Genomic DNA, 19,133 nt, shown 5'->3' with positions numbered 1-19,133 from the left:
AAAATCATTAACAGGATTTTTGCTCTAATCAGGGATAATAGAAAATATGAAAAATCTTATATTCCTTCTATTGTTTAATCCATAAGAATATCGGGATCATTTCATAAGAAAGTGTAGTTACAAACTACGCCTAGCGAAAACCCCAAACTTCACCCAGAAGGAGATATCGGAACAATCTTCACCTACCGGAGCCAAGTACTATCTCCAATTTACGCCCAACCTTGGTTTTAATCATCATCACACTTCTTGTGAAATTCAGAACTAATAGGCTCTGTAAATATTTGTCTCGATACATATATTTTCGCAAAAATAGTATCACAACCATCTTTAGAAAACCAGTAAAATCGGGCCCCATTCTCATCTTCGTAATCCAAATAAGGACCCGAAAATGTCTTTTTGTAAGATCCTTTATAAATATAGCCGAACTCTTCGTTTGCAAGTTTCTCCAACTTAGCCCTGTCATTAATAAAGGGATAAGCAGCAAGTATATAAATCAAAAATGGCAGCAAAATCAAAATATACTTGGCTTTACTTTTCAGATATTTTTGCTTCTCCATAAATTCAAATTATGTATTTCCTTCCGTAATTTAAGAACATAGAAAATCCAACCACACACTAGGTTTAGTTTAGCGATTGGTGGTGGGTTAGAGAATTATCATTTTTTTCGCACTCTTTGTCAAATCCAGACATTTCCACTTCTGTAAATAACTGTTTTGGTACATAGATATAGATAAATGTCGTATCGCAACCTTCACTTAAAAACCAAGAAAATTCAACACCATTGTCATCTTCAAAACTGAAGAAAGGTCCTAAAAAAGAATCTCTATAGGTGCCTTTGAATCTATAGTTGAATTCTTGACGAGCATATTGTTCTAATTTCGCCCTGTCCTTAATAAAGGGATAAACAGCAAGTACATAAATAGACAATGACAAAAATGCTAAAATCAAAATATACTTGACTTTAATATTTAGATATCTCAGTTTCTCCATAAATCTAAATTATGAACGGTCTTCCGAAGTTAGCTCCAGTTACTAACCTCACGGGGTGAAGTTTAGCATTTGAGGCGGGATTTGGTGTAGGTAATTCGACTATTCTGCAAAACGCTCATAAGAAAGGTAATTCTTGGCTATTTGAATTACAAATTCTACTAAATAAAAAGGTGCAGATACATTCTACACCTAGCTGTAGCTAAACCCAAAACACCTCTTACATTTTATTTGTAGATTTGGATATACCGCAATCAGGAAGCCATTATGAAACAACAAATCTTATCAGCGATATTATTTTTAATTCCTTTCATTGCCACTTCCCAAACAGAAAAGTATCACAGTTCATTTAAGGAGGATTTTTCAGACTCGACTTCTATCCACTTTAGGTATGGCTCAACCGGAAATAAATCAGAATTCAAATATAAGCTTGGAGTAAATTCTCCAACAGAACCCGGTACCAAAATCCTTTCCTTCAAAATCGATCCAAAGGATAGCGCCGGTGCAGGTCGTGGATTTATGTTGGGCTTTACTGTGATGATGATTTTGGATGTGGCTTTGGGCTAGGCTTTTTTATTCTTCCAAAATCCAATTGTCAATAAATTAAAATAATCAAACCAATCCCTTTTCGGGGAATGGAAGCTGTTTATCAAAGTTCAACCCTTTGGTTTGAAAAATTAAATCTTCGCATGATCGGTATTTTTTTCTCTAATTATCTGCGGTTCTTGCTATTTAGATTGGGTGAATTTTTAATTCCCTCCTTCTGATTTAAATTTAAATAAATATTAAACGGGAATGGAAAGCTCCATTTTAGCCCTTGATATTCAGGAATTTGATTCCAAATTGATTAAAGGATTACAATTCCTTTTGGCTTTTTAAAAAAAGTCAATTTTGGCACAAAAAAACAACCGATTAACTAACCCAAAATTAGAATAACCATGAAAAAAATCCTGTATTTCATTTTGTCCTTGATTTTCATTTTTGGAAATGGAATGGCCCAAGAACTTGAAAAACAAGCACCACAAGGCTTTGATGTCGTCAGGAATGAGATTCCCAAAGGAAAAATCGATACCATCAGCTATCTCTCCAAGACAGTAGGCAATACAAGAAGGGCGATCATCTATACCCCTCCCTCCTATTCCAAAAACAAAAAATACCCTGTGCTGTACCTGCTCCATGGTATCGGTGGAGATGAAAAAGAATGGCTTACTCATGGAAAGCCGCAGGTTATCCTGGACAACATGTATGCAGATGGCAAGCTTGAACCCATGATAGTAGTCATGCCTAACGGACGTGCGATGAAGGACGACCGTGCAGTCGGAAATATCATGGCTCCTGATAAGGTGGAAGCTTTTTCCACTTTTGAGAAAGACTTATTGACAGACCTCATACCTTTTATAGAAAAAAAATATCCTGTCCTCAAAGACCGGGAAAACCGCGCCATTGCAGGATTGTCCATGGGAGGTGGACAATCCCTTAATTTCGGCCTTGGCAATCTTGACAAATTTGCTTGGGTGGGTGGGTTTTCTTCCGCACCTAATACCAAAGAACCGGCTGTTCTCGTCCCCGATCCTCAGGCCGCCAAAGACAAACTGAAATTGCTGTTCATTTCCTGTGGCGATGCGGACAACCTGCTCCGCTTCAGTGAGCGGACACATGAGTATTTGGTTAGGAATGAGGTCCCACACATTTATTATATCGAGCCGGGAGTTCATGATTTCAAAGTGTGGAAAAATGGATTGTACATGTTTTCGAAGCTTTTGTTCAAGCCGGTAGACCAGTCTGTTTTTAACAATTACAGCCTTTTGGGCACGCCTGCATCCACCAATGTACGGAATGCAAAATTTCCCCAAATCCTTCCTGATAGCCGAGCCCTCTTTAGGACCAAAGCCCCCGAAGCCAAGCTTGTCCAACTCGACCTTGGTAAAAAATATGACATGGTCAAAGGTGATGAAGGCATCTGGGAAGTGATTACCGAACCCTTGGGAGAAGGTTTTCATTACTATTCCCTGATCATCGATGGGGTGGCGGTTGCAGATCCTGCAAGTGAGACTTTTTACGGAATGGGTAGAAAAGCAAGTGGGATTGAAGTTCCATTTAAAGGAGATGGCTACTACGCCCTGAAAGATGTACCACATGGGGAAGTCAGAAAGGTGAGGTATTTTTCCAATGTCTTACGTCAATGGAGACAGTTTTACCTTTACACTCCTCCCGGATACGACACCCAAACAAATGAAAAATTCCCGGTGCTGTACATTTTGCATGGCGGTGGCGAGGACGAAAGGGGTTGGGCCTCACAGGGAAAAACAGATTTGATCTTGGATAACTTGATCGCTGAAAAGAAAGCCAAACCGATGTTGGTGGTGATGCCGGATGGTAATATGCCGATTGCAGCGTTTAATGAAAATGGGCTGAAAATGTTTGAAAGGGAATTGAAAGAAAGTATTATTCCTTTTGTGGAAAAAAACTATAGGGCCTCGACAGGTGCTCAAAACCGTGCTTTGGCAGGTCTTTCCATGGGAGGCATTCAGACCTTGTATGCAGGAGTTCAGAATACCGATATGTTTGCTTACCTCGGGGTATTCAGTTCAGGATGGATTCAGGCAAGGCAGACAGAAATTGCTGACGGTCAATATGCCTTTATGAAATCCAATGTGGACAAGATCAATGGCAACCTCAAGCAATTTTGGATTTCCATGGGTGGCAAGGAAGATATTGCTTATGAAAACTGTAAAGTGATGATGTCAAAATTTGATGAAATGGGCATCAAATACACCTATCGTGATTATCCCGGTGGACATACATGGCCGGTTTGGAGAAACGACCTGTATACTTTTGCTCCGTTGCTTTTTCAGGAATAGAGGAGGAAAAGTTCGACTCCTTTGGAGTCGGATGTTTTTAGAAAAATGAATGATCTAAAAATATCCAACCCCTAACGGGTTGAATCAAAAGATCAACCTAAACGCTAATGGATAAGTAGCATTTTGGAATCTAATTAGCAACTCTAAAAATCCCCAGCAGTCCACCATGAAAAAACAAATAGAAATAAATGCCATCATACTGAAAGAACCGAGTCATCTGGAGAAAATACGGACAACCTTGGTTACTGAACTCAAGCCCGACGAGGTACTTTTGAAAGTACACAGGATTGGGATCTGTGGTACAGATCTTCATGCTTTCCGTGGCAGGCAGCCGTTTTTCACTTATCCAAGGATTTTGGGTCATGAACTCGGTGTCGAAGTTTTGGAAATTGGATCAGGTGTCACTGATTTGAAAATCGGGGACAGGTGTGCGGTAGAACCCTATTTCAACGCCAATCCCGACCAAGCCGTCCGAGCAGGCAAAACCAACTGTGGAGAAAACCTTTCCGTGTTTGGCGTTCATGAAGATGGTGGGATGCGGGAATTCATTGTTTTGCCTGCCAGATACCTCCATCCATCCGACAAACTCAGCTATGAACAGCTGGCACTGATCGAGACTTTGAGCATCGGATTCCATGCCATCAAGCGGGCGGATGTCAGGGAGGATGATAAAGTATTGGTGATCGGTGCCGGGCCGATAGGCCTTGCTACCATCCAATTTGCCAAAATAAAAAAGGCAAAAATAGCAGCAATGGACCTCAACCAAGAACGGCTTGACTTCTCCAAAAACCACCTGAATGTCGAGGGACTGATCAATGCCAAATCAGAACAAGTCTTGGCGGATATCAGAAAAATCTTTGACGGTGACTTACCGACAGTGGTCTTGGATGCTACAGGCCATTCCCAATCTATGAAAAACACCTTTGATTATGTGGCTTTTGGTGGCAAAATCGTATTCATCGGGCTATACCAAGGTGATTTTACATTTTTTGACCCGCTGTTTCATAAGAAAGAAATCACCTTGATGGCAAGTAGAAATTCACTAGGAAAGGATTTTGACGAAATCATTAGCCTGGTAGAAAAAGGAATTCTGGACACAGGACCATGGGTCAGCCATCGGGTTTTCTTTCAGGACCTTCCCAAAAAATTTGAGTCTTTTCTGGATCCAAAGAATGGCGTGATCAAAGCGATGGTGGAATTGAAATAAAAGAAAATACGGCCTGTCAGGTATTGGCCCGGACCTTTTTGGATCGGCTTAAATCCGGTCATTCCTCCGGATTGCATCAATGGGCGACTGCCTTCAGTCCTACGATGGACCCGATCAAAGTAATCAGAAAAAATATCCGCAGAAAAGTAGCGGGTTCTTTGAAAACAAAGATCCCAATGAGAACTGTCCCCACTGCGCCAATTCCCGTCCAAACTGCATATGCTGTACCGATTGGCAGCGTTTGAGTGGCCTTGATCAAAAGTCCCATGCTGATACCCAACGCGATAACAAAACCACCATACCATAAATACATTTCATTTCCTGAGGTGCCTTTGGCTTTTCCCAAACAGAAAGCAAATGCTACCTCGAATAATCCTGCAATGATTAATATGATCCAACTCATCTGTGTTTGTTTTTGTGCAAAAGTGATCAATACAAAGGCAGGAAAATTATTTTTGAGGCCTAATTACCCTTTCTCCCCCAAAATAGCAGCAGGCTTGATGACACCTTTTCTTTTTAGCCCATAGGCATCGATGGCATATTTGCGGATATGTTCTTCCATTTCTTCCACAGAATCAGTCAATAAAAACAATTCTACATCCTCTTTATTGATCGTGCCATATTCTGCAAGATGCTTGACATACGCACACAGGTCATGGTGAAAATCACTGCACATCAGCACGACCGGAAACCTGCGCATGACTTTGGTCTGTATCAGGGTCAATGCTTCGAAAAATTCATCCAAAGTCCCGAAACCACCCGGCATGACCACAAAGGCGAAGCTATATTTGGATAGCAGCACTTTTCTCACAAAAAAGAAATTGAAGTCCATCCACTTGTCGAGGTAAGGGTTTGGCCGCTGCTCAAAGGGCAGGATGATATTGCAGCCGATGGATTTGCCTCCGACATTTTTTGCACCCCTATTGGCGGCTTCCATGATGCCGGGACCTCCGCCTGTCATGACAGTAAAACCCAATTTGCTGACTCTTTCTCCCACTTTGACTGCGAGTTTATAGAACTTATCGTTTTCTTCGAATCTTGCCGAACCAAATACGGTCACACAGGGACCTACAAAGTGAAGCATCCTGAATCCCCTGATAAATTCCATCATGACTTTGATGACAAATTTGAAATCCTTCCATCTCGTCTGTGGACCTGCGTAAAACTCCTCCTCTTCCGGATTGACCAATGGGGAAAATCCTCTTACATCATCTTTTATCATGGGGCAAACTTATTTATAAATGTAAAAATTGACAAGGCAATTCTCAAGGTTAGGTTGGTATAAGTCTTCCGGTGGGCTGTTTATAGATTTTATTTTGGAAGCAGGCTTTTGGTTTTATTGCCGCCTCTTTTAGCCGATGGTTCAATTAAAAGTAGCTGACTCTGGTTTTAGTCGAAAGTATGATGAATGTTTGTGTAGACACTAACATATTCAAAAAAAAAGCTGCCCTACTTAAACTTATATCCCACATTGAATACAATACCATAATCAAAGTTGGTATTGCTTCCTTCGAGCGCTTGATTGTCATAGTTGGCATAGAACTGCAGTCCCAAATCCAGGTTGTTGATCACCTCCCAATTTACCCTCGTCTCACCGTCAAATCTTTTTCTTCCGTCCTGATTCAAACCAAAGAAGGCTTTTGGAAAAATGGTAAATGATAGGTTTGGCGCAGCATAGTGGAAATAATCCAATTTGAATTGAAGTGGGATTTCATAAAGGTTACCTGACGAATTTCCCTCAAGACTCCGCTCCTGGTTGATGACTGCACCGGATATCAACATTCCTTGAAGGTTGCTTTTGAAAAGAAACCTACGGCCAAGCCCAACAACCTGTTGGATACGGCTAGCCAATCCCAACTCGATATTTCTTTGGTAATTCAAACCCACACCGGCCGACAAAACCGAGTTTAAATTATAATAACCTCCCAGATTTATCTGTTCCCGATCCCTTGTTTTGATTCCTTGATTATTTGTAAAAATGAAAGAACCGTTAAATTCTATCTGGTATTTTTGTTCTGTAAATCTCAGGTTCCAGTCAATATTAGACCTTCCAATGTCACTCGATTTGGTGTAAGAATAACCCAATGCTACGGTTCCTTTTATCTTTTTGATAAACTTTTTTTCCAAAGACACCAAATCAAAAATATTAACGATGGGATAGGCCTTTTCAACAAAACCATCATCCACGATCACTTCACCATAAATTTTAGAAGGTTTTAACACCCCATAATAAACTACCTGATCTATGGTCTGAATTCTATAAGTTGCCATTGAAGCTTTGATTGTTTTGATTTTGTGGTATTTGACATTTTGTACTGAAAGGTCCATGTCATCAAATTGGATGATGCCCAAACTGATGCTATTCAGCTTCCCGACCATGATCTGACCATTTCTTAGATAAAGGGTGTCCTTTTCCTGGGCATTGGCAATGAAGCTGACTGACAGAAAGTAAAAACAAATAAAAACAAGAAAAAGCCTTGAAATCATGGTCCAAAATATGAATTTATTCAATCATAATAGTTTGATCTAAAATTATTTTAACCAAAATTGAATAAGGAATTCCCCATTGATTTTTGCTGAAAGCATTTCAAATCAAATCTTAAAAACATGAACAGACGCACATTTTCCAAAGTGACTTCACTAACCTTTATCGGATCTGGCTTAATGGCTGCTTTTCCTTCATTGGCTACTAATTTCAAAGCCAAAAGCAAACTCCGGCTTGGCGGTCCTCTTTTTGAAAAATTTGATTCTCCTGAAACTTGGGTGGCTGCTGTGAAAAATACAGGCTATAGAGCGGCTTATTGCCCTGTTGGATTGGATGCCGGTAAGGATGACATCAAAGCCTACAAAAAAGCAGCCGACAAAGCGGATATACTCATAGCGGAAGTAGGCGCATGGTCCAATCCCATCAGCCCGGATAAAAAAACCGCCAAGGAAGCCTTTGAAAAATGTGTTGCCTCCCTTGATCTCGCAGATCAGATTGAAGCCAAATGCTGCGTCAATATTGCTGGATCGAGGGATGCCGAAATATGGGCAGGACCCCACCAAGAAAATTTTTCGGACGATACCTTTGACATGATTGTGGAGACGACCCGAAAAATCATAGATCAGGTCAAACCAAAAAACACTTTTTACAGCTTGGAAGCCATGCCCTGGATTTTTCCTGAATCGGCAGACTCCTATCTCCGATTGATCAAAGCCATCGACCGCAAGGCTTTTGCTGTCCACTTAGACCCGGTCAATATGGTGACAAGTCCTGCCCTTTTCTTTAGAAATGGAGATATGATTAAAGACTGCTTCAAAAAACTTGGCCCATATATCAAAAGTTGTCACGCCAAAGATCTGATTCTAAAAAAACAGACCTTCATGCCACAATTCGACGAGGTACAGCCGGGATTGGGACAGATGGATTATAAAGTTTTCCTTAGCGAATTGAGCCTATTCCCGGAAGTTCCCCTGATGATGGAGCATCTGCAAACTGCTGAACAATACAAAGCAGGTGCGGAATATATCTTGGGAGTGGAAAAGGAAATAAGCTGATAAGCCTTTTCCAAAAAATGGAGGATTATTTATTGACAAAAAGGGAAATCATGGAATCGGGTGGATTTCTTTTTTGAAGGAGATTGGATCCCTATTTTTCCCATTTCCTCAATTTCTTTATCAAAGTGAAATTCTCCTCTTGCAGTTTTTCAATTTTATCCAAAAGCCCCATCACCACCTCCACACCTTCAGGGCTCAGATCAAGGTCTTTGTATAGCCTCACGATTTGTTCCATCCGGGTAAGAGCCTTTTCTTCCAGAAAAAATTCCGCTTCCTCTTCCACGATTTCGACCAACCCGAGTTCTTGAAAAGTGAAAACCAACTTGGATTCTATGCCATGGTATTGGCAGAAAGTTTGGATGCTGATGTGGTTAATTCGTTCCATGGGTTTTGAGTTTGGCTAATTGTTCGAAAAGTACTTTTTCCTGCTCCGTGATGTTTTTTGGGATTTCTACTTTGTAAGTAACATAAAGGTCTCCAAATTTTCCTTCCTCTTTGTACACCGGAAAACCTTTTCCTTTCAGCCTGACTTTGGTGTCGTTTTGAGTTCCGGGGATGAGTCTGAGTTTGACTTTACCGTCCATCGTAGACACTGTGATCTCTCCTCCCAATATAGCGGTATACAGGTCTACATTGATCTTTGAATATAAATCGTTGCCTTCCCTGACAAAGTCAGTATCGTTTTTGATCACAAATTGGATATACAGATCTCCTTTTGGTCCTCCGTTGATACCTTCGCCGCCGTAGCCTCGGATCTTGATGGTCTGCCCATCTTCTACTCCGGCAGGGATAGTCAATCTGATATTTTTCCCGTCAATGGTCAGTGTTTGCTTTTGGGATTGGTATACATCAGATAGCTTTAAATGCAATTCAGCTTTGTAATCTACTCCTTTGTATTTGACATTTTCCCTGCCTGAACTTTGGAAACCTGCGCCACCCCCAAACATGGAACTGAAAAAATCTGAAAAATCCTCCTCAGTATAATGCCCTGAATAGGCCCTGCTGCTTCCTTGTTCTCTTGGTCTAGATTGGCGAGCTCCACTTTTTTCAAACTCCTCAGCATGCTTCCAATCCTTTCCGTATTGGTCGTATTTCTTTCTTTTTTCAGGATCACTGAGCACTTCATTGGCTTCGTTGACCTGTTTGAATCTTGCTTCGGCGGTTTTGTCATTGGGATTGAGGTCAGGATGGTATTTCCTTGCAAACTTCCTGTAGGCTTTTTTGATGTCCTCAGGACTTGCATTTTTATCAATCTCCAAAATTTTATAGTAATCTATAAAGTCCATTTTGCTTTCAGTTTATCAATTCAATCTGATTTCTACCGATTATTACTGTTCCGTTTTGTTCCAGTTTTTTGAGCAACCTTCCCACTACCTCACGGGAGGTGTTAAGTTCCCCCGCAATCTGCTGATGGGTAGCCTTTATGATGTTGGAATTGTTGGCCTCTACAGATTTGCGAAGGTAGGCGAGCAACCTTTCATCCATTTGGTGAAAAGCGATTTCCTCCACGACCTTAAGCAATTCTTCAAACTTTTCCTGATAACTGTCCATGACAAAGTAGTACCAGGATTTATATTTGAACATCCACTCATCAAGCTTTTTGATAGGAAGAACGATCGCTGTTGTGTCTTCTATGGGTATGGCTTTGATCTTGGAATGTCCTTCCCTTGCCGAACAGATGAGCGTAATGGCACATGCCTCCCCTTCCTTCAGGTAGTATAAAAAAATCTCATGGTCATCCTCATCCTCTCGGAAGATCTTGACGGTTCCTTTGACTATCAGGGGAATCAGTTCTACCCTCTGCCCGATGTCCATCATAAGTTCGCCTTCGGGAAAAAGAACCAACTGACCTTCCTTGATTATTTCCTGGAATAGTTCATTTTCAAATTGAGGAAAATTGGCTTTCAAAAGCCCTTTGAAGTCACCTTTTGCACCCATCATAATTTCATTTTTTTTGAATATGATTCCCTTCCTCCTGTCAAAATATCCTACTGTAATTTAACCTTTTAAAAGCCAAAAAAATATTAATCTGACTATTAAAAAGGTCTCCTTTAACAAATAATTTCGATATCTTATCACGAATTCAGTATAGTTAAGCCTTTTCAAAATAAGGAAGTGAAATGGGCTATTTATGTAATTTTTGGCACAAAAACGGAAAACTTTGTCCGCTATCTTTATATCCTGAAAAATCTATAAAATATATTTTCCAAAATATTCGGTGGATTTCATTTCGGAATTAATTAGATTTCGAGCTTGATATTGAAAATAATGTTAAAGAAATCTTTTAACAGTTTCACAACCAAAAGGAGTGCTTTACAGCCTTTCCTTTGGGCAATGTTGCTGGTATTGGGTTTTCATTTGACACATATTTCCCAGTTTCAGGTTGAAAAAAATGAAGGTACTTTTTATGAAATAAGCAATACCAAGGTTTCTTCACCTTGCCTCAACCTTCAAAACCTACACCATTCCGACTTTGCCACTTTCGAAACGGAAGAAAAAGAGGAAAAATCCGAAACTGAATCAAACATTGGACTGGGATTTGGAAGTATAAATTCATTTTCAGCGATAAGCTTTTTTCTTGTTTCAGGTGCTTCAATCAAATCACTGAAAATACCTTCCAAAGAAGGGAAGGCGCCACTATACATTTTGTTTAAGAATTTCAGAGTCCATTTAGCATAAGTTTTTTGCCTTTTTAAGGCTTTCTTTTAGGGCCTCCTTTTTGTCCTGCCCTACACCCATACTATTTTATTACCCATCTAAATTAAGACAAATGACGCCACACGTGTCATCTGACCTACATCATGTCATCCATGAATTGGGTCATTTCCTACCTGCACAGGCTCCGCTTAAGGACTTTGTGCACCACAATACCCTACACGCTTTTCAGCATCTTCCCTTTCATGAAGCACTGCAGACGGCCGCAGAAAATTTTGGCTACAAGACTTATCTTTCTGTGGAATCTTTCCGGGAACTGTATGCCAAAAACAAAATAAACGAAGATATCCTCGACAGGGTAATCCTTGCTCACAAAGGCAAAAAAGAATCGGCCAAATGGAAGGATGCCATGCTTCACAAAGACTGTAAAAAACAACCCGATGCCATTGTCGGGAGGATTAGGAAAGTCTGGCAAAGCCATTACCATGTCAATCTCGATAAGGAAACGCATACGACACTATTCAGGATGCTGGGAAGCTATCTTGACCAAGGGATAGCGATCTGGAAATTCCCGGTGCCTTCCAAAGGATTTCTTACCGCCATCCGCAACCTCGAATCCAACAGCTTCACCAACCTTTTCAAAACTGAACGGGCAAAAATCCTGCTTTTCGACCCCCAAACCAAACTGGAGGACCTGCTTGATATTTTGGTGGGAAGCAAAGTCTATTTCAGGCAATACCTATTTGACCAGCAGTTTGCCCATCCGGGATGGTCGGGTATGGTGGCGGTATTGGAACATCAGCCACAGAGTTTGTTGGATAAAAAATCCATCAGCCTAAACGACCTGATATTTGTTGAGTGCCTGCTTGAGATCGATGCGCTTGACAGGCGACTGGGAGAGAATTGGGATCCCTTGGTCAAACATCTGCCGGAAGACCTTCTACCGATTCTGACCAAAACGGAGGGAAAAGAATACTACGAAGTCCTCAAAATGTGGCAGGAAGCTTTCGAATGGACCTATTTTGACCAAGTCATCCGAGGACTTCAACTCAGCCACGAAAAGGATTTCAAGAAGGAAGCCACCTCATTTCAGGCACTTTTTTGCATAGATGACCGGTGCTGTTCAGTCAGAAGGTATATCGAGCGGTTTGCGCCAGATAGCCAGACTTTTGGCACGGCTGGGTTTTTCAACATCCCGTTTTTCTTCCAGCCTGAGCACGGCAAGTTTATGACCAAAGTATGTCCTGCACCGGTGACGCCTACACATGTCATCCGAGAATCTGAGGCCAAACTTCGGCATGAAAAAGACTCCCATTTCAGTAAACATTCGAAAGGAATATTTGGAGGATGGGCTATTTCCCAGACCATGGGTTTTTGGTCGGCTGTGAAAATGGCCAAAAACATCTTCCGTCCCGGTCCTACTTCTGCAATGGTTTCTTCTTTCAGCCATATGGATCCAAAGGGGAAACTGAGTATCGAATGCAAGTCTACAGACCATAAATATCATGGACTTCAGGTAGGTTTTACCCTGGAAGAAATGACCAATAGTCTGGAAGGATTGCTGAAGGGCATCGGACTTGTCAAGAACTTTGCTCCTTTGGTATATATATTCGGACACGGTGCCAGCTCGGTAAACAATACACATTATGCCGGCTATGACTGCGGTGCATGCAGCGGACGATCCGGTTCGGTCAATGCCCGTGTGGGGGCCTACTTTGGCAACCATCCGGAAGTCAGAAAAGCCTTGGAAGAAAGAGGAATCAGCATTCCTGTCGCCACCCAATTTGTCGGTGGCTTGCATGACACGACGAGAGATGAGATGGAGTTTTATGATCTTGATGTCTTGACTGAAGACAACATGCTCCGTCACCAGAATAATCTCCAGACTTTTGAAATCGCCTTGGATTACAATGCCAAAGAAAGATCAAGAAGATTTGACACAGTCGATTCTACCCAAGAAGCTGCCAAAGTCCATGAAAAGGTCAAGTTAAGGGCTTTGTCCCTCTTTGAACCAAGGCCTGAATGGAACCATGCGACCAATGCACTCTGTGTGATCGGAAAAAGGGAATCCAACAAGCACCTGTTTTTGGATAAAAGGGCCTTCCTCAATTCCTATGATTATGGCATCGATCCGGAAGGGAAATATCTCCTAAATATCGTCAAAGCTGTTGCCCCAGTTTGTGGAGGTATCAACCTGGAGTATTACTTCTCAAGGGTAGACAACCAACGGCTTGGGGCAGGAAGCAAACTTCCCCATAATGTCATGGGACTGATAGGTGTAGCAAATGGCATTGACGGTGACCTCCGGCCGGGCTTACCCAGACAGATGATCAACATCCACGATCCGCTCCGGATCCTGATCACCGTGGAGCATTTTCCCGAAACCGTGCTCAAAACCATCAAAACCCATGATGCAACCTATGAGTGGTTTGCCAATGAATGGGTGAGACTGGTGACAATCCATCCTGAGACCAAGGAAGCTTTCCTGTTTAAGGGCGGGGAATTTATCCCTTACCTGCCACTTGCCAAGGATATTGAAAAGATCCAAAATCTGGATGAACTATTGGTATCGACTTCTGAAAATTTACCTGTCTACTTGCTGAGCTAATTATGGAAAACCAGATCATCATCAGCAGCTTTGTAATCATTCCATTTGTTGGATTTCTGCTATCCCTTTTGTTACCCGAAAAAAATGAGCTTGGACTCTCTCGGATGGCGTTTTTCACCATCAGTCTTCAGCTTGCTTCCATCTTGGGATACATCGGTTATTGGCTAATTGTCCTCCGGGCGCGACCGGTAAACATCCCTGAATTCGTACTCTACAAGCATCACGATTATGAATTTCTGATTGACTTTTACTTTGATAAGGTCACTGCGGTATATCTCTTTGTCGGTGCATTTGTCACCTTCCTCATCACCCAATACAGCAAGTATTACCTGCATTTGGAGGAGGGGTATAAGCGATTCTTCAACTCCATCCTTTTCTTCTATCTCGCCTATAACCTGACCGTATTGGCAGGAAATTTCGAGACGCTGTTTATCGGATGGGAGATGTTGGGAATATCTTCCTTCTTGTTGATTGCCTTTTACCGCAACAGGTACCTCCCGGTAAGAAATGCCGTAAAGGTGTTTTCCATCTACAGAATCGGAGACATTGGGATCATCCTGGCCATGTGGGCCAGCCATCACCTTTGGCATGAAAACATCACCTTTCTGAAACTGAACAATGAACAACTTGTACTTGATCACCTCTCCCAACATGGAGGAATCGGCTTATTTATCGCGCTAGGAATATTGGTAGCTGCAGCCGCAAAATCAGCGCAGCTGCCATTTTCTTCTTGGCTGCCAAGGGCCATGGAAGGTCCCACACCTTCGAGTGCGATTTTCTACGGCTCGCTTTCTGTTCACTTTGGAGTCTTTCTACTACTAAGAACCTTTCCTTTTTGGGAGCATCAGATTACAGCAAGGGTTCTGATCGGGTTACTTGGTCTGGCGACAACTATGGTGGCTTTTCCCATTGCCCGTGTCCAATCGACCATCAAATCCCAGATTGCCTATGCTTCTATTGCCCAGATCGGGATCATGTTTATCGAAGTGGCTTTGGGACTACAGGTATTGGCACTGATCCATTTTGCAGGCAATGCATTCCTGAGAACCTACCAGCTTTTGGTATCTCCTTCAGTCGTGAGTTATATGATCAGGGATCAGTTTTACCATTTCAAGCCAAAGGAAATCAGTGTAGAAGATACATTTCCCAAAAGGCTTGAATACAGCCTTTTTATCCTTTCACTTAAGGAATGGAATCTGGATGTCTTTATGAACAGGTGGGTTTTTTCACCCATCAAAAAGGTCGGGAGTAAATTGGATTTTCTTACCCCAAAAAATCTCCTGTTGTATTTTCTACCCATGTACGGCGTAGGGCTGTACCTCTATTTTCACCAAGAATACCTTCCTGAAGGAATACAGGTATTTATACCCGGCACCTTCGCCTTTATCGGGATGATGATGGTATTCAAGGCTTTTTCTGAGCGGAACTACCCCAGACTAGCTTGGATGCTGGTGATGGCAAACCACTTCTGGATTGCACTTGCCGTGTCCTTCAATGAGACCTTTGATTACAACCAAACCCTGATTTACCTCAGTGGAGTAACGGTCTTTGGCATCTTGGGATATGTGATATTGGAATACCTCAGGAAAAAAGAGCCGACGTATTTTGACATGAACCAATATTACGGACATGTCTATGAATACCGAATTCAGGCATTGTTATTCCTGATTGCCACCTTGGGATTAATGGCATTCCCTATCTCCCCCACATTTATCGGAGTGGATTTGATCTTCAGCCATATCCATGAGGACCAATACCTCCTTGCATTCTTTGACTCTGCAAGCTTTATCATTGGGGGCATTGCCCTGATCAGGATTTATTCCCGCCTATTCCTAGGCCCACACATCAAAAATTACCACGAAAAAGCACTCAAATCTTCTTAACCCACACCCATGAAGACGCACAAATTTCAAATCCCTTTGACCGGAATTGCCGGACTCAAACAAAACTGGAAGTCAGACCTAACTTCAGGTTTCCTAGTATTTCTTATCGCTTTACCTCTTTGTCTAGGCATCTCCATGGCATCGGGCTTTCCGCCGGTTGCGGGGATTTTCACAGCCATCATAGGTGGTTTGGTGGTAAGCTTCCTTGGAGGCTCACAGCTGACGATCAAAGGCCCCGCGGCGGGTCTAATCATTATTGCCCTTGGTGCAGTGACCGAATTGGGCCAAGGGGATCCGATGCTTGGATACAAACTGACTTTAGCCGTGGTCGTAGCGGCAGGAATCCTACAGGTGATATTTGGTTGGATAAAGTCCGGGGTTTTGGCTGATTTCTTCCCTTCATCGGCAGTACATGGAATGCTTGCGGCAATCGGGATCATCATCATTGCCAAGCAATTGTTTACCATGATCGGCGTCAAGCCTGAGGCGAGTGAAACCTTAGAGCTGTTTGCAGAACTTCCGCATGCCTTCAGCGAACTCAATCCTGAAATCGCCCTGATCGGATTTATAAGTCTGCTGATTTTATTTCTTTTTCCTTTATTCAAAAACAAGTATATCAGAATGATACCTGCACCTCTGCTTGTGATTTTGATTGCTATTCCTATCGGAAGGTATTTTGACCTTGAGCATGAGCACAGTTATCTGTTTTTGGATGGACATGAATATACCATCGGTCCAAAATTTCTGGTTACTTTACCTGACAACTTGCTTTCGGCCATCACCTTCCCTGATTTCTCCCAAGTATTTTCGATGGTATCCATAAAATACATCATCATGTTTGCTTTGGTGGGAAGTCTGGAGTCTTTGCTAAGCACCAAAGCCATCGATGGATTGGATCCTTTCAAGAGAAAATCGAATATGAACAAAGACCTGATGGGAGTTGGAATAGGAAACACTTTAGCCGGCTTTATCGGAGGGCTACCAATGATCTCAGAAATCGTCCGTAGCTCTGCCAACATCAATAACGGTGGCAAAACATCCTGGTCAAATTTCTTCCACGGTATGTTCCTTCTGATCTTTGTGGCTTTTTTTCCAAACCTGATACATCAAATCCCTTTAGCTGCATTGGCGGCGATGTTGGTCTATACCGGTTTCAAATTAGCTTCTCCCCAGTCATTTTACAGTACCTACAAAATCGGTAAAGAGCAGCTCGCTGTTTTCCTAGTAACCATTGTGTTTACACTGGCCACTGATTTATTGGTTGGTATTGGAGTAGGTATTCTGACCAAGTTTATCATCCACCTTGCCAATGGACTTCCCTTAAAATACATTTTCAAACCCTTGTTTACTGTGAGCGAAAACGGAAATGAATTTACAGTAGACGTTTTCCATTCTGCGGTATTTAGCAATTACATCAAGCTTAAAAAATCCCTGGATGCGCTTCCTAGAGAAAAAACCATACGCATCGATTTTAGCAATGCGAATTTGGTAGACCATACTGTGCTGGAAAATCTACACCACTACCAGCATGATTATGAGCATAACGGTGGGCATTTTATCCTTTGTGGAATGGACCATTTGAAGAAAAATTCAGACCATCATTTATCAGGAAGAAAGCTAAAAACAAAAAAGAAACATAATACTATAATTCATTGAAAACTAGGCTTGGAAACGAGTAAGACTTGGTTCCTTTTGAATTAATTTCAAAAAAAGGATGTGGATATAACCCACACCCTTTTTTTGAAATTAAGAATTTATTGGCCTTGACCCAAAGAAAACCCTTGAACTCCATTAAAAAAGTATAGGTTTTCTGTTTTGATTACATCAATGTCCAATTGAGAGGCCTTTGAAAGCAGTTCGATGATATTTCCTTTTGTAATTAACCCACCTTGTTTTGGTTTGAATCTACATCTCCAATGGTCTGTGCAGAAGGTTTCTTCAAATCCCTCAGGCCATACCTTGATCCCTCTGTTGGTAATCATGGAAAGGCCGATATCTGAAAAATTCATTTTTTGAAGCATGCCTGCCAACTCATCCGCATCGGTACCATTCCAATGGACAAAAATATCCACTCCCACCAATTCTTTTTTGGCTGCCTGCTTTTTCTGGTATTTAGGCAATACCATCGGAATATTTTTGTCATAATGGACAGCCGGGAAAACCTGTGGCTTTTGACCCAACCTGCCGATCACTGCCGCCGCAAATTCTTTGGTTCCAACATTCTCTTTACTTACGCCTTCTTTAAAAATATCGTAAGTATGGATCCCGTCTTCTATTGTTTTGAGCCATGCATTTTGGACTTTCTCCGCGACATCTGACTGTCCGATGTGGTTGAGCATCATGATGGCACCCTGAAGTAGCCCTGAAGGATTTGCCAGGTTTTGACCGGCCCTGCGAGGCGCCGAACCATGAATCGCTTCAAACATGGCACATTCCTCTCCGATATTAGCTGATCCTGCAAGACCCACCGAACCTGTGATCTGTGCTGCAACATCAGACAAAACATCACCATAGAGGTTTGGCATGACCAAAACGTCAAATGCCTCAGGACTATCAGCTAACTTGGCTGCGCCAATATCTATGATCCAATGTTCATTTTCTATATCAGGATATTCTTTTGCGATTTCATCAAAAACTTTATGGAAAAGGCCGTCAGTCTGCTTCATGATATTGTCTTTGGTGAAGCAGGTCACTTTTTTTCTGTTCTGCTGTCTTGCATATTCAAAAGCATACCGTACAATTTTTTCACAACCCGGACGGCTGATCAATTTAAGGCATTGTACTACCTCATCGGTCTGCTGATGCTCAATACCTGCATACAGATCTTCCTCATTTTCGCGCACGATCACGACATCCATCACAGGATGCTTGGTTGCAACAAAGGGGTGTAAACTTCTGCAGGGCCTTACATTGGAATAAAGGCCCAAAAACTTTCTGGTAGTCACATTCAGACTTTTGTATCCGCCACCCTGGGGTGTGGTAATCGGAGCCTTCAAAAAAACCTTGTTTCTTCGGATGACATCCCATGAGGAATTTGCGATTCCTGAAGTGTTTCCGGAAAGGTACACTTTCTCCCCTACCTCGATTTCTTCAATTTCAATCTGGGCACCGGCTGCTAAAATAATGTCCAAGGTAGCATCCATTATTTCAGGCCCAATCCCATCGCCTTTGGCTATTGTAATTTTTTTCATTTGGAGGATATATTTGGTTCACCCAAATTTCCTACAAAATAAACATAAATTAAAGTTTATGTTTTTAATTAATATTATAAAATTTTTTTATGAAAAAATATTTTAGAATTTTCATCAGCCAAAACCCGAAATTGAGGTTCTCATTTTTTATTCCGATTAGCGTTCCTTACTCGGGCCACCCATATTTGATCCCGATGGGAT

General features: G+C 41.8%; 17 protein-coding genes. 8 read left to right on the top strand and 9 right to left on the bottom strand.

Annotated elements, in window-relative coordinates; all coding sequences use genetic code 11:
• Positions 1-227 precede the first annotated feature (227 nt).
• Both NK987_RS19015 and NK987_RS19010 read right to left on the bottom strand, forming a co-directional pair.
• Complete coding sequence (locus NK987_RS19015; RefSeq protein ID WP_259265146.1) at positions 228-557, bottom strand: hypothetical protein; 330 nt, start codon at positions 555-557, stop codon at positions 228-230.
• A 64-nt stretch (positions 558-621) separates the two neighbouring features.
• Positions 622-990 (bottom strand): hypothetical protein, encoded by a 369-nt coding sequence (locus tag NK987_RS19010; RefSeq protein WP_259265145.1) that lies wholly within the window; start codon positions 988-990, stop codon positions 622-624.
• 264 nt (positions 991-1,254) lie between these two features.
• Between NK987_RS19010 and NK987_RS19005 the strand changes: the two genes are divergently transcribed.
• The 3 genes from NK987_RS19005 to NK987_RS18995 all read left to right on the top strand — a co-directional run bounded on the left by NK987_RS19005 (position 1,255) and on the right by NK987_RS18995 (position 5,055).
• Positions 1,255-1,554, top strand: a complete 300-nt coding sequence (locus NK987_RS19005; RefSeq protein WP_259265144.1) for a hypothetical protein — start codon at positions 1,255-1,257, stop codon at positions 1,552-1,554.
• Between the two features lie 371 nt (positions 1,555-1,925).
• Complete coding sequence (locus NK987_RS19000) at positions 1,926-3,848, top strand: alpha/beta hydrolase (RefSeq protein ID WP_259265143.1); 1,923 nt, start codon at positions 1,926-1,928, stop codon at positions 3,846-3,848.
• Between the two features lie 166 nt (positions 3,849-4,014).
• A complete protein-coding gene (locus tag NK987_RS18995; RefSeq protein WP_259265142.1) occupies positions 4,015-5,055 on the top strand; it encodes a zinc-binding alcohol dehydrogenase family protein in 1,041 nt (346 codons plus the stop codon).
• A gap of 76 nt (positions 5,056-5,131) precedes the next feature.
• Here the strand turns inward: NK987_RS18995 and NK987_RS18990 are convergent, their stop codons facing one another.
• The 3 genes from NK987_RS18990 to NK987_RS18980 all read right to left on the bottom strand — a co-directional run bounded on the left by NK987_RS18990 (position 5,132) and on the right by NK987_RS18980 (position 7,566).
• Positions 5,132-5,458, bottom strand: a complete 327-nt coding sequence (locus tag NK987_RS18990) for a DMT family transporter (RefSeq protein ID WP_259265141.1) — start codon at positions 5,456-5,458, stop codon at positions 5,132-5,134.
• A gap of 63 nt (positions 5,459-5,521) precedes the next feature.
• On the bottom strand, positions 5,522-6,277 hold the full coding sequence (locus NK987_RS18985; protein ID WP_259265140.1) for an LOG family protein: 756 nt from the start codon (positions 6,275-6,277) through the stop codon (positions 5,522-5,524).
• Between the two features lie 227 nt (positions 6,278-6,504).
• On the bottom strand, positions 6,505-7,566 hold the full coding sequence (locus NK987_RS18980) for a DUF481 domain-containing protein (RefSeq protein ID WP_259265139.1): 1,062 nt from the start codon (positions 7,564-7,566) through the stop codon (positions 6,505-6,507).
• 96 nt (positions 7,567-7,662) lie between these two features.
• Here NK987_RS18980 and NK987_RS18975 point away from each other — a divergent pair, with 96 nt between their 5' ends.
• Positions 7,663-8,595 (top strand): sugar phosphate isomerase/epimerase family protein, encoded by a 933-nt coding sequence (locus NK987_RS18975; RefSeq protein WP_259265138.1) that lies wholly within the window; start codon positions 7,663-7,665, stop codon positions 8,593-8,595.
• 91 nt (positions 8,596-8,686) lie between these two features.
• Here the strand turns inward: NK987_RS18975 and NK987_RS18970 are convergent, their stop codons facing one another.
• From NK987_RS18970 to NK987_RS18960, 3 genes are read right to left on the bottom strand one after another with little or no spacing between them, the layout of a single operon-like run.
• Positions 8,687-8,980 (bottom strand): chaperone modulator CbpM, encoded by a 294-nt coding sequence (locus NK987_RS18970; RefSeq protein WP_258421347.1) that lies wholly within the window; start codon positions 8,978-8,980, stop codon positions 8,687-8,689.
• Positions 8,967-9,881: a J domain-containing protein gene (locus NK987_RS18965; protein ID WP_258421346.1), complete on the bottom strand. Its 915-nt coding sequence runs from the start codon at positions 9,879-9,881 to the stop codon at positions 8,967-8,969. Before NK987_RS18965 ends, NK987_RS18970 begins: the two co-directional genes overlap by 14 nt.
• Before the next feature lie 7 nt (positions 9,882-9,888).
• Complete coding sequence (locus NK987_RS18960; RefSeq protein WP_258421345.1) at positions 9,889-10,536, bottom strand: Crp/Fnr family transcriptional regulator; 648 nt, start codon at positions 10,534-10,536, stop codon at positions 9,889-9,891.
• Positions 10,537-10,863: 327 nt separating this feature from the next.
• Here NK987_RS18960 and NK987_RS18955 point away from each other — a divergent pair, with 327 nt between their 5' ends.
• The 4 genes from NK987_RS18955 to NK987_RS18940 all read left to right on the top strand — a co-directional run bounded on the left by NK987_RS18955 (position 10,864) and on the right by NK987_RS18940 (position 17,397).
• The gene (locus tag NK987_RS18955) at positions 10,864-11,274 is read left to right on the top strand and encodes a hypothetical protein (RefSeq protein WP_258421344.1); all 411 of its coding nucleotides are present in this window, start codon (positions 10,864-10,866) and stop codon (positions 11,272-11,274) included.
• Between the two features lie 91 nt (positions 11,275-11,365).
• Positions 11,366-13,858, top strand: a complete 2,493-nt coding sequence (locus NK987_RS18950; RefSeq protein ID WP_259265137.1) for a YbcC family protein — start codon at positions 11,366-11,368, stop codon at positions 13,856-13,858.
• A 2-nt stretch (positions 13,859-13,860) separates the two neighbouring features.
• On the top strand, positions 13,861-15,741 hold the full coding sequence (locus tag NK987_RS18945) for a proton-conducting transporter transmembrane domain-containing protein (RefSeq protein ID WP_259265136.1): 1,881 nt from the start codon (positions 13,861-13,863) through the stop codon (positions 15,739-15,741).
• Between the two features lie 9 nt (positions 15,742-15,750).
• Positions 15,751-17,397, top strand: a complete 1,647-nt coding sequence (locus tag NK987_RS18940) for a SulP family inorganic anion transporter (RefSeq protein WP_258421341.1) — start codon at positions 15,751-15,753, stop codon at positions 17,395-17,397.
• A gap of 98 nt (positions 17,398-17,495) precedes the next feature.
• Here NK987_RS18940 and NK987_RS18935 read toward each other — a convergent pair whose 3' ends face one another.
• Positions 17,496-18,932: an NADP-dependent isocitrate dehydrogenase gene (locus tag NK987_RS18935; protein ID WP_259265135.1), complete on the bottom strand. Its 1,437-nt coding sequence runs from the start codon at positions 18,930-18,932 to the stop codon at positions 17,496-17,498.
• Positions 18,933-19,133 lie beyond the last annotated feature (201 nt).

This window comes from Aquiflexum gelatinilyticum (assembly GCF_024813435.1).
GTDB lineage: Bacteria > Bacteroidota > Bacteroidia > Cytophagales > Cyclobacteriaceae > Cognataquiflexum > Cognataquiflexum gelatinilyticum.
The sequence above is the reverse complement of the archived record's forward strand: the minus strand, read 5'-3'. Positions and strand labels throughout refer to the sequence as shown.

What these genes read in the sequence shown, in the direction of transcription:
- NK987_RS18960 (WP_258421345.1), bottom strand. Translation starts at nt 10,536, where the DNA reads ATGATGGGTGCAAAAGGTGACTTCAAAGGGCTTTTGAAAGCCAATTTT.
- NK987_RS18955 (WP_258421344.1), top strand. Translation starts at nt 10,864, where the DNA reads ATGTTAAAGAAATCTTTTAACAGTTTCACAACCAAAAGGAGTGCTTTA.
- NK987_RS18935 (WP_259265135.1), bottom strand. Translation starts at nt 18,932, where the DNA reads ATGAAAAAAATTACAATAGCCAAAGGCGATGGGATTGGGCCTGAAATA.
- NK987_RS18970 (WP_258421347.1), bottom strand. Translation starts at nt 8,980, where the DNA reads ATGGAACGAATTAACCACATCAGCATCCAAACTTTCTGCCAATACCAT.
- NK987_RS18990 (WP_259265141.1), bottom strand. Translation starts at nt 5,458, where the DNA reads ATGAGTTGGATCATATTAATCATTGCAGGATTATTCGAGGTAGCATTT.
- NK987_RS18975 (WP_259265138.1), top strand. Translation starts at nt 7,663, where the DNA reads ATGAACAGACGCACATTTTCCAAAGTGACTTCACTAACCTTTATCGGA.
- NK987_RS18995 (WP_259265142.1), top strand. Translation starts at nt 4,015, where the DNA reads ATGAAAAAACAAATAGAAATAAATGCCATCATACTGAAAGAACCGAGT.
- NK987_RS19000 (WP_259265143.1), top strand. Translation starts at nt 1,926, where the DNA reads ATGAAAAAAATCCTGTATTTCATTTTGTCCTTGATTTTCATTTTTGGA.
- NK987_RS18950 (WP_259265137.1), top strand. Translation starts at nt 11,366, where the DNA reads ATGACGCCACACGTGTCATCTGACCTACATCATGTCATCCATGAATTG.
- NK987_RS19010 (WP_259265145.1), bottom strand. Translation starts at nt 990, where the DNA reads ATGGAGAAACTGAGATATCTAAATATTAAAGTCAAGTATATTTTGATT.
- NK987_RS19005 (WP_259265144.1), top strand. Translation starts at nt 1,255, where the DNA reads ATGAAACAACAAATCTTATCAGCGATATTATTTTTAATTCCTTTCATT.
- NK987_RS18940 (WP_258421341.1), top strand. Translation starts at nt 15,751, where the DNA reads ATGAAGACGCACAAATTTCAAATCCCTTTGACCGGAATTGCCGGACTC.
- NK987_RS18965 (WP_258421346.1), bottom strand. Translation starts at nt 9,881, where the DNA reads ATGGACTTTATAGATTACTATAAAATTTTGGAGATTGATAAAAATGCA.
- NK987_RS18945 (WP_259265136.1), top strand. Translation starts at nt 13,861, where the DNA reads ATGGAAAACCAGATCATCATCAGCAGCTTTGTAATCATTCCATTTGTT.
- NK987_RS18985 (WP_259265140.1), bottom strand. Translation starts at nt 6,277, where the DNA reads ATGATAAAAGATGATGTAAGAGGATTTTCCCCATTGGTCAATCCGGAA.
- NK987_RS19015 (WP_259265146.1), bottom strand. Translation starts at nt 557, where the DNA reads ATGGAGAAGCAAAAATATCTGAAAAGTAAAGCCAAGTATATTTTGATT.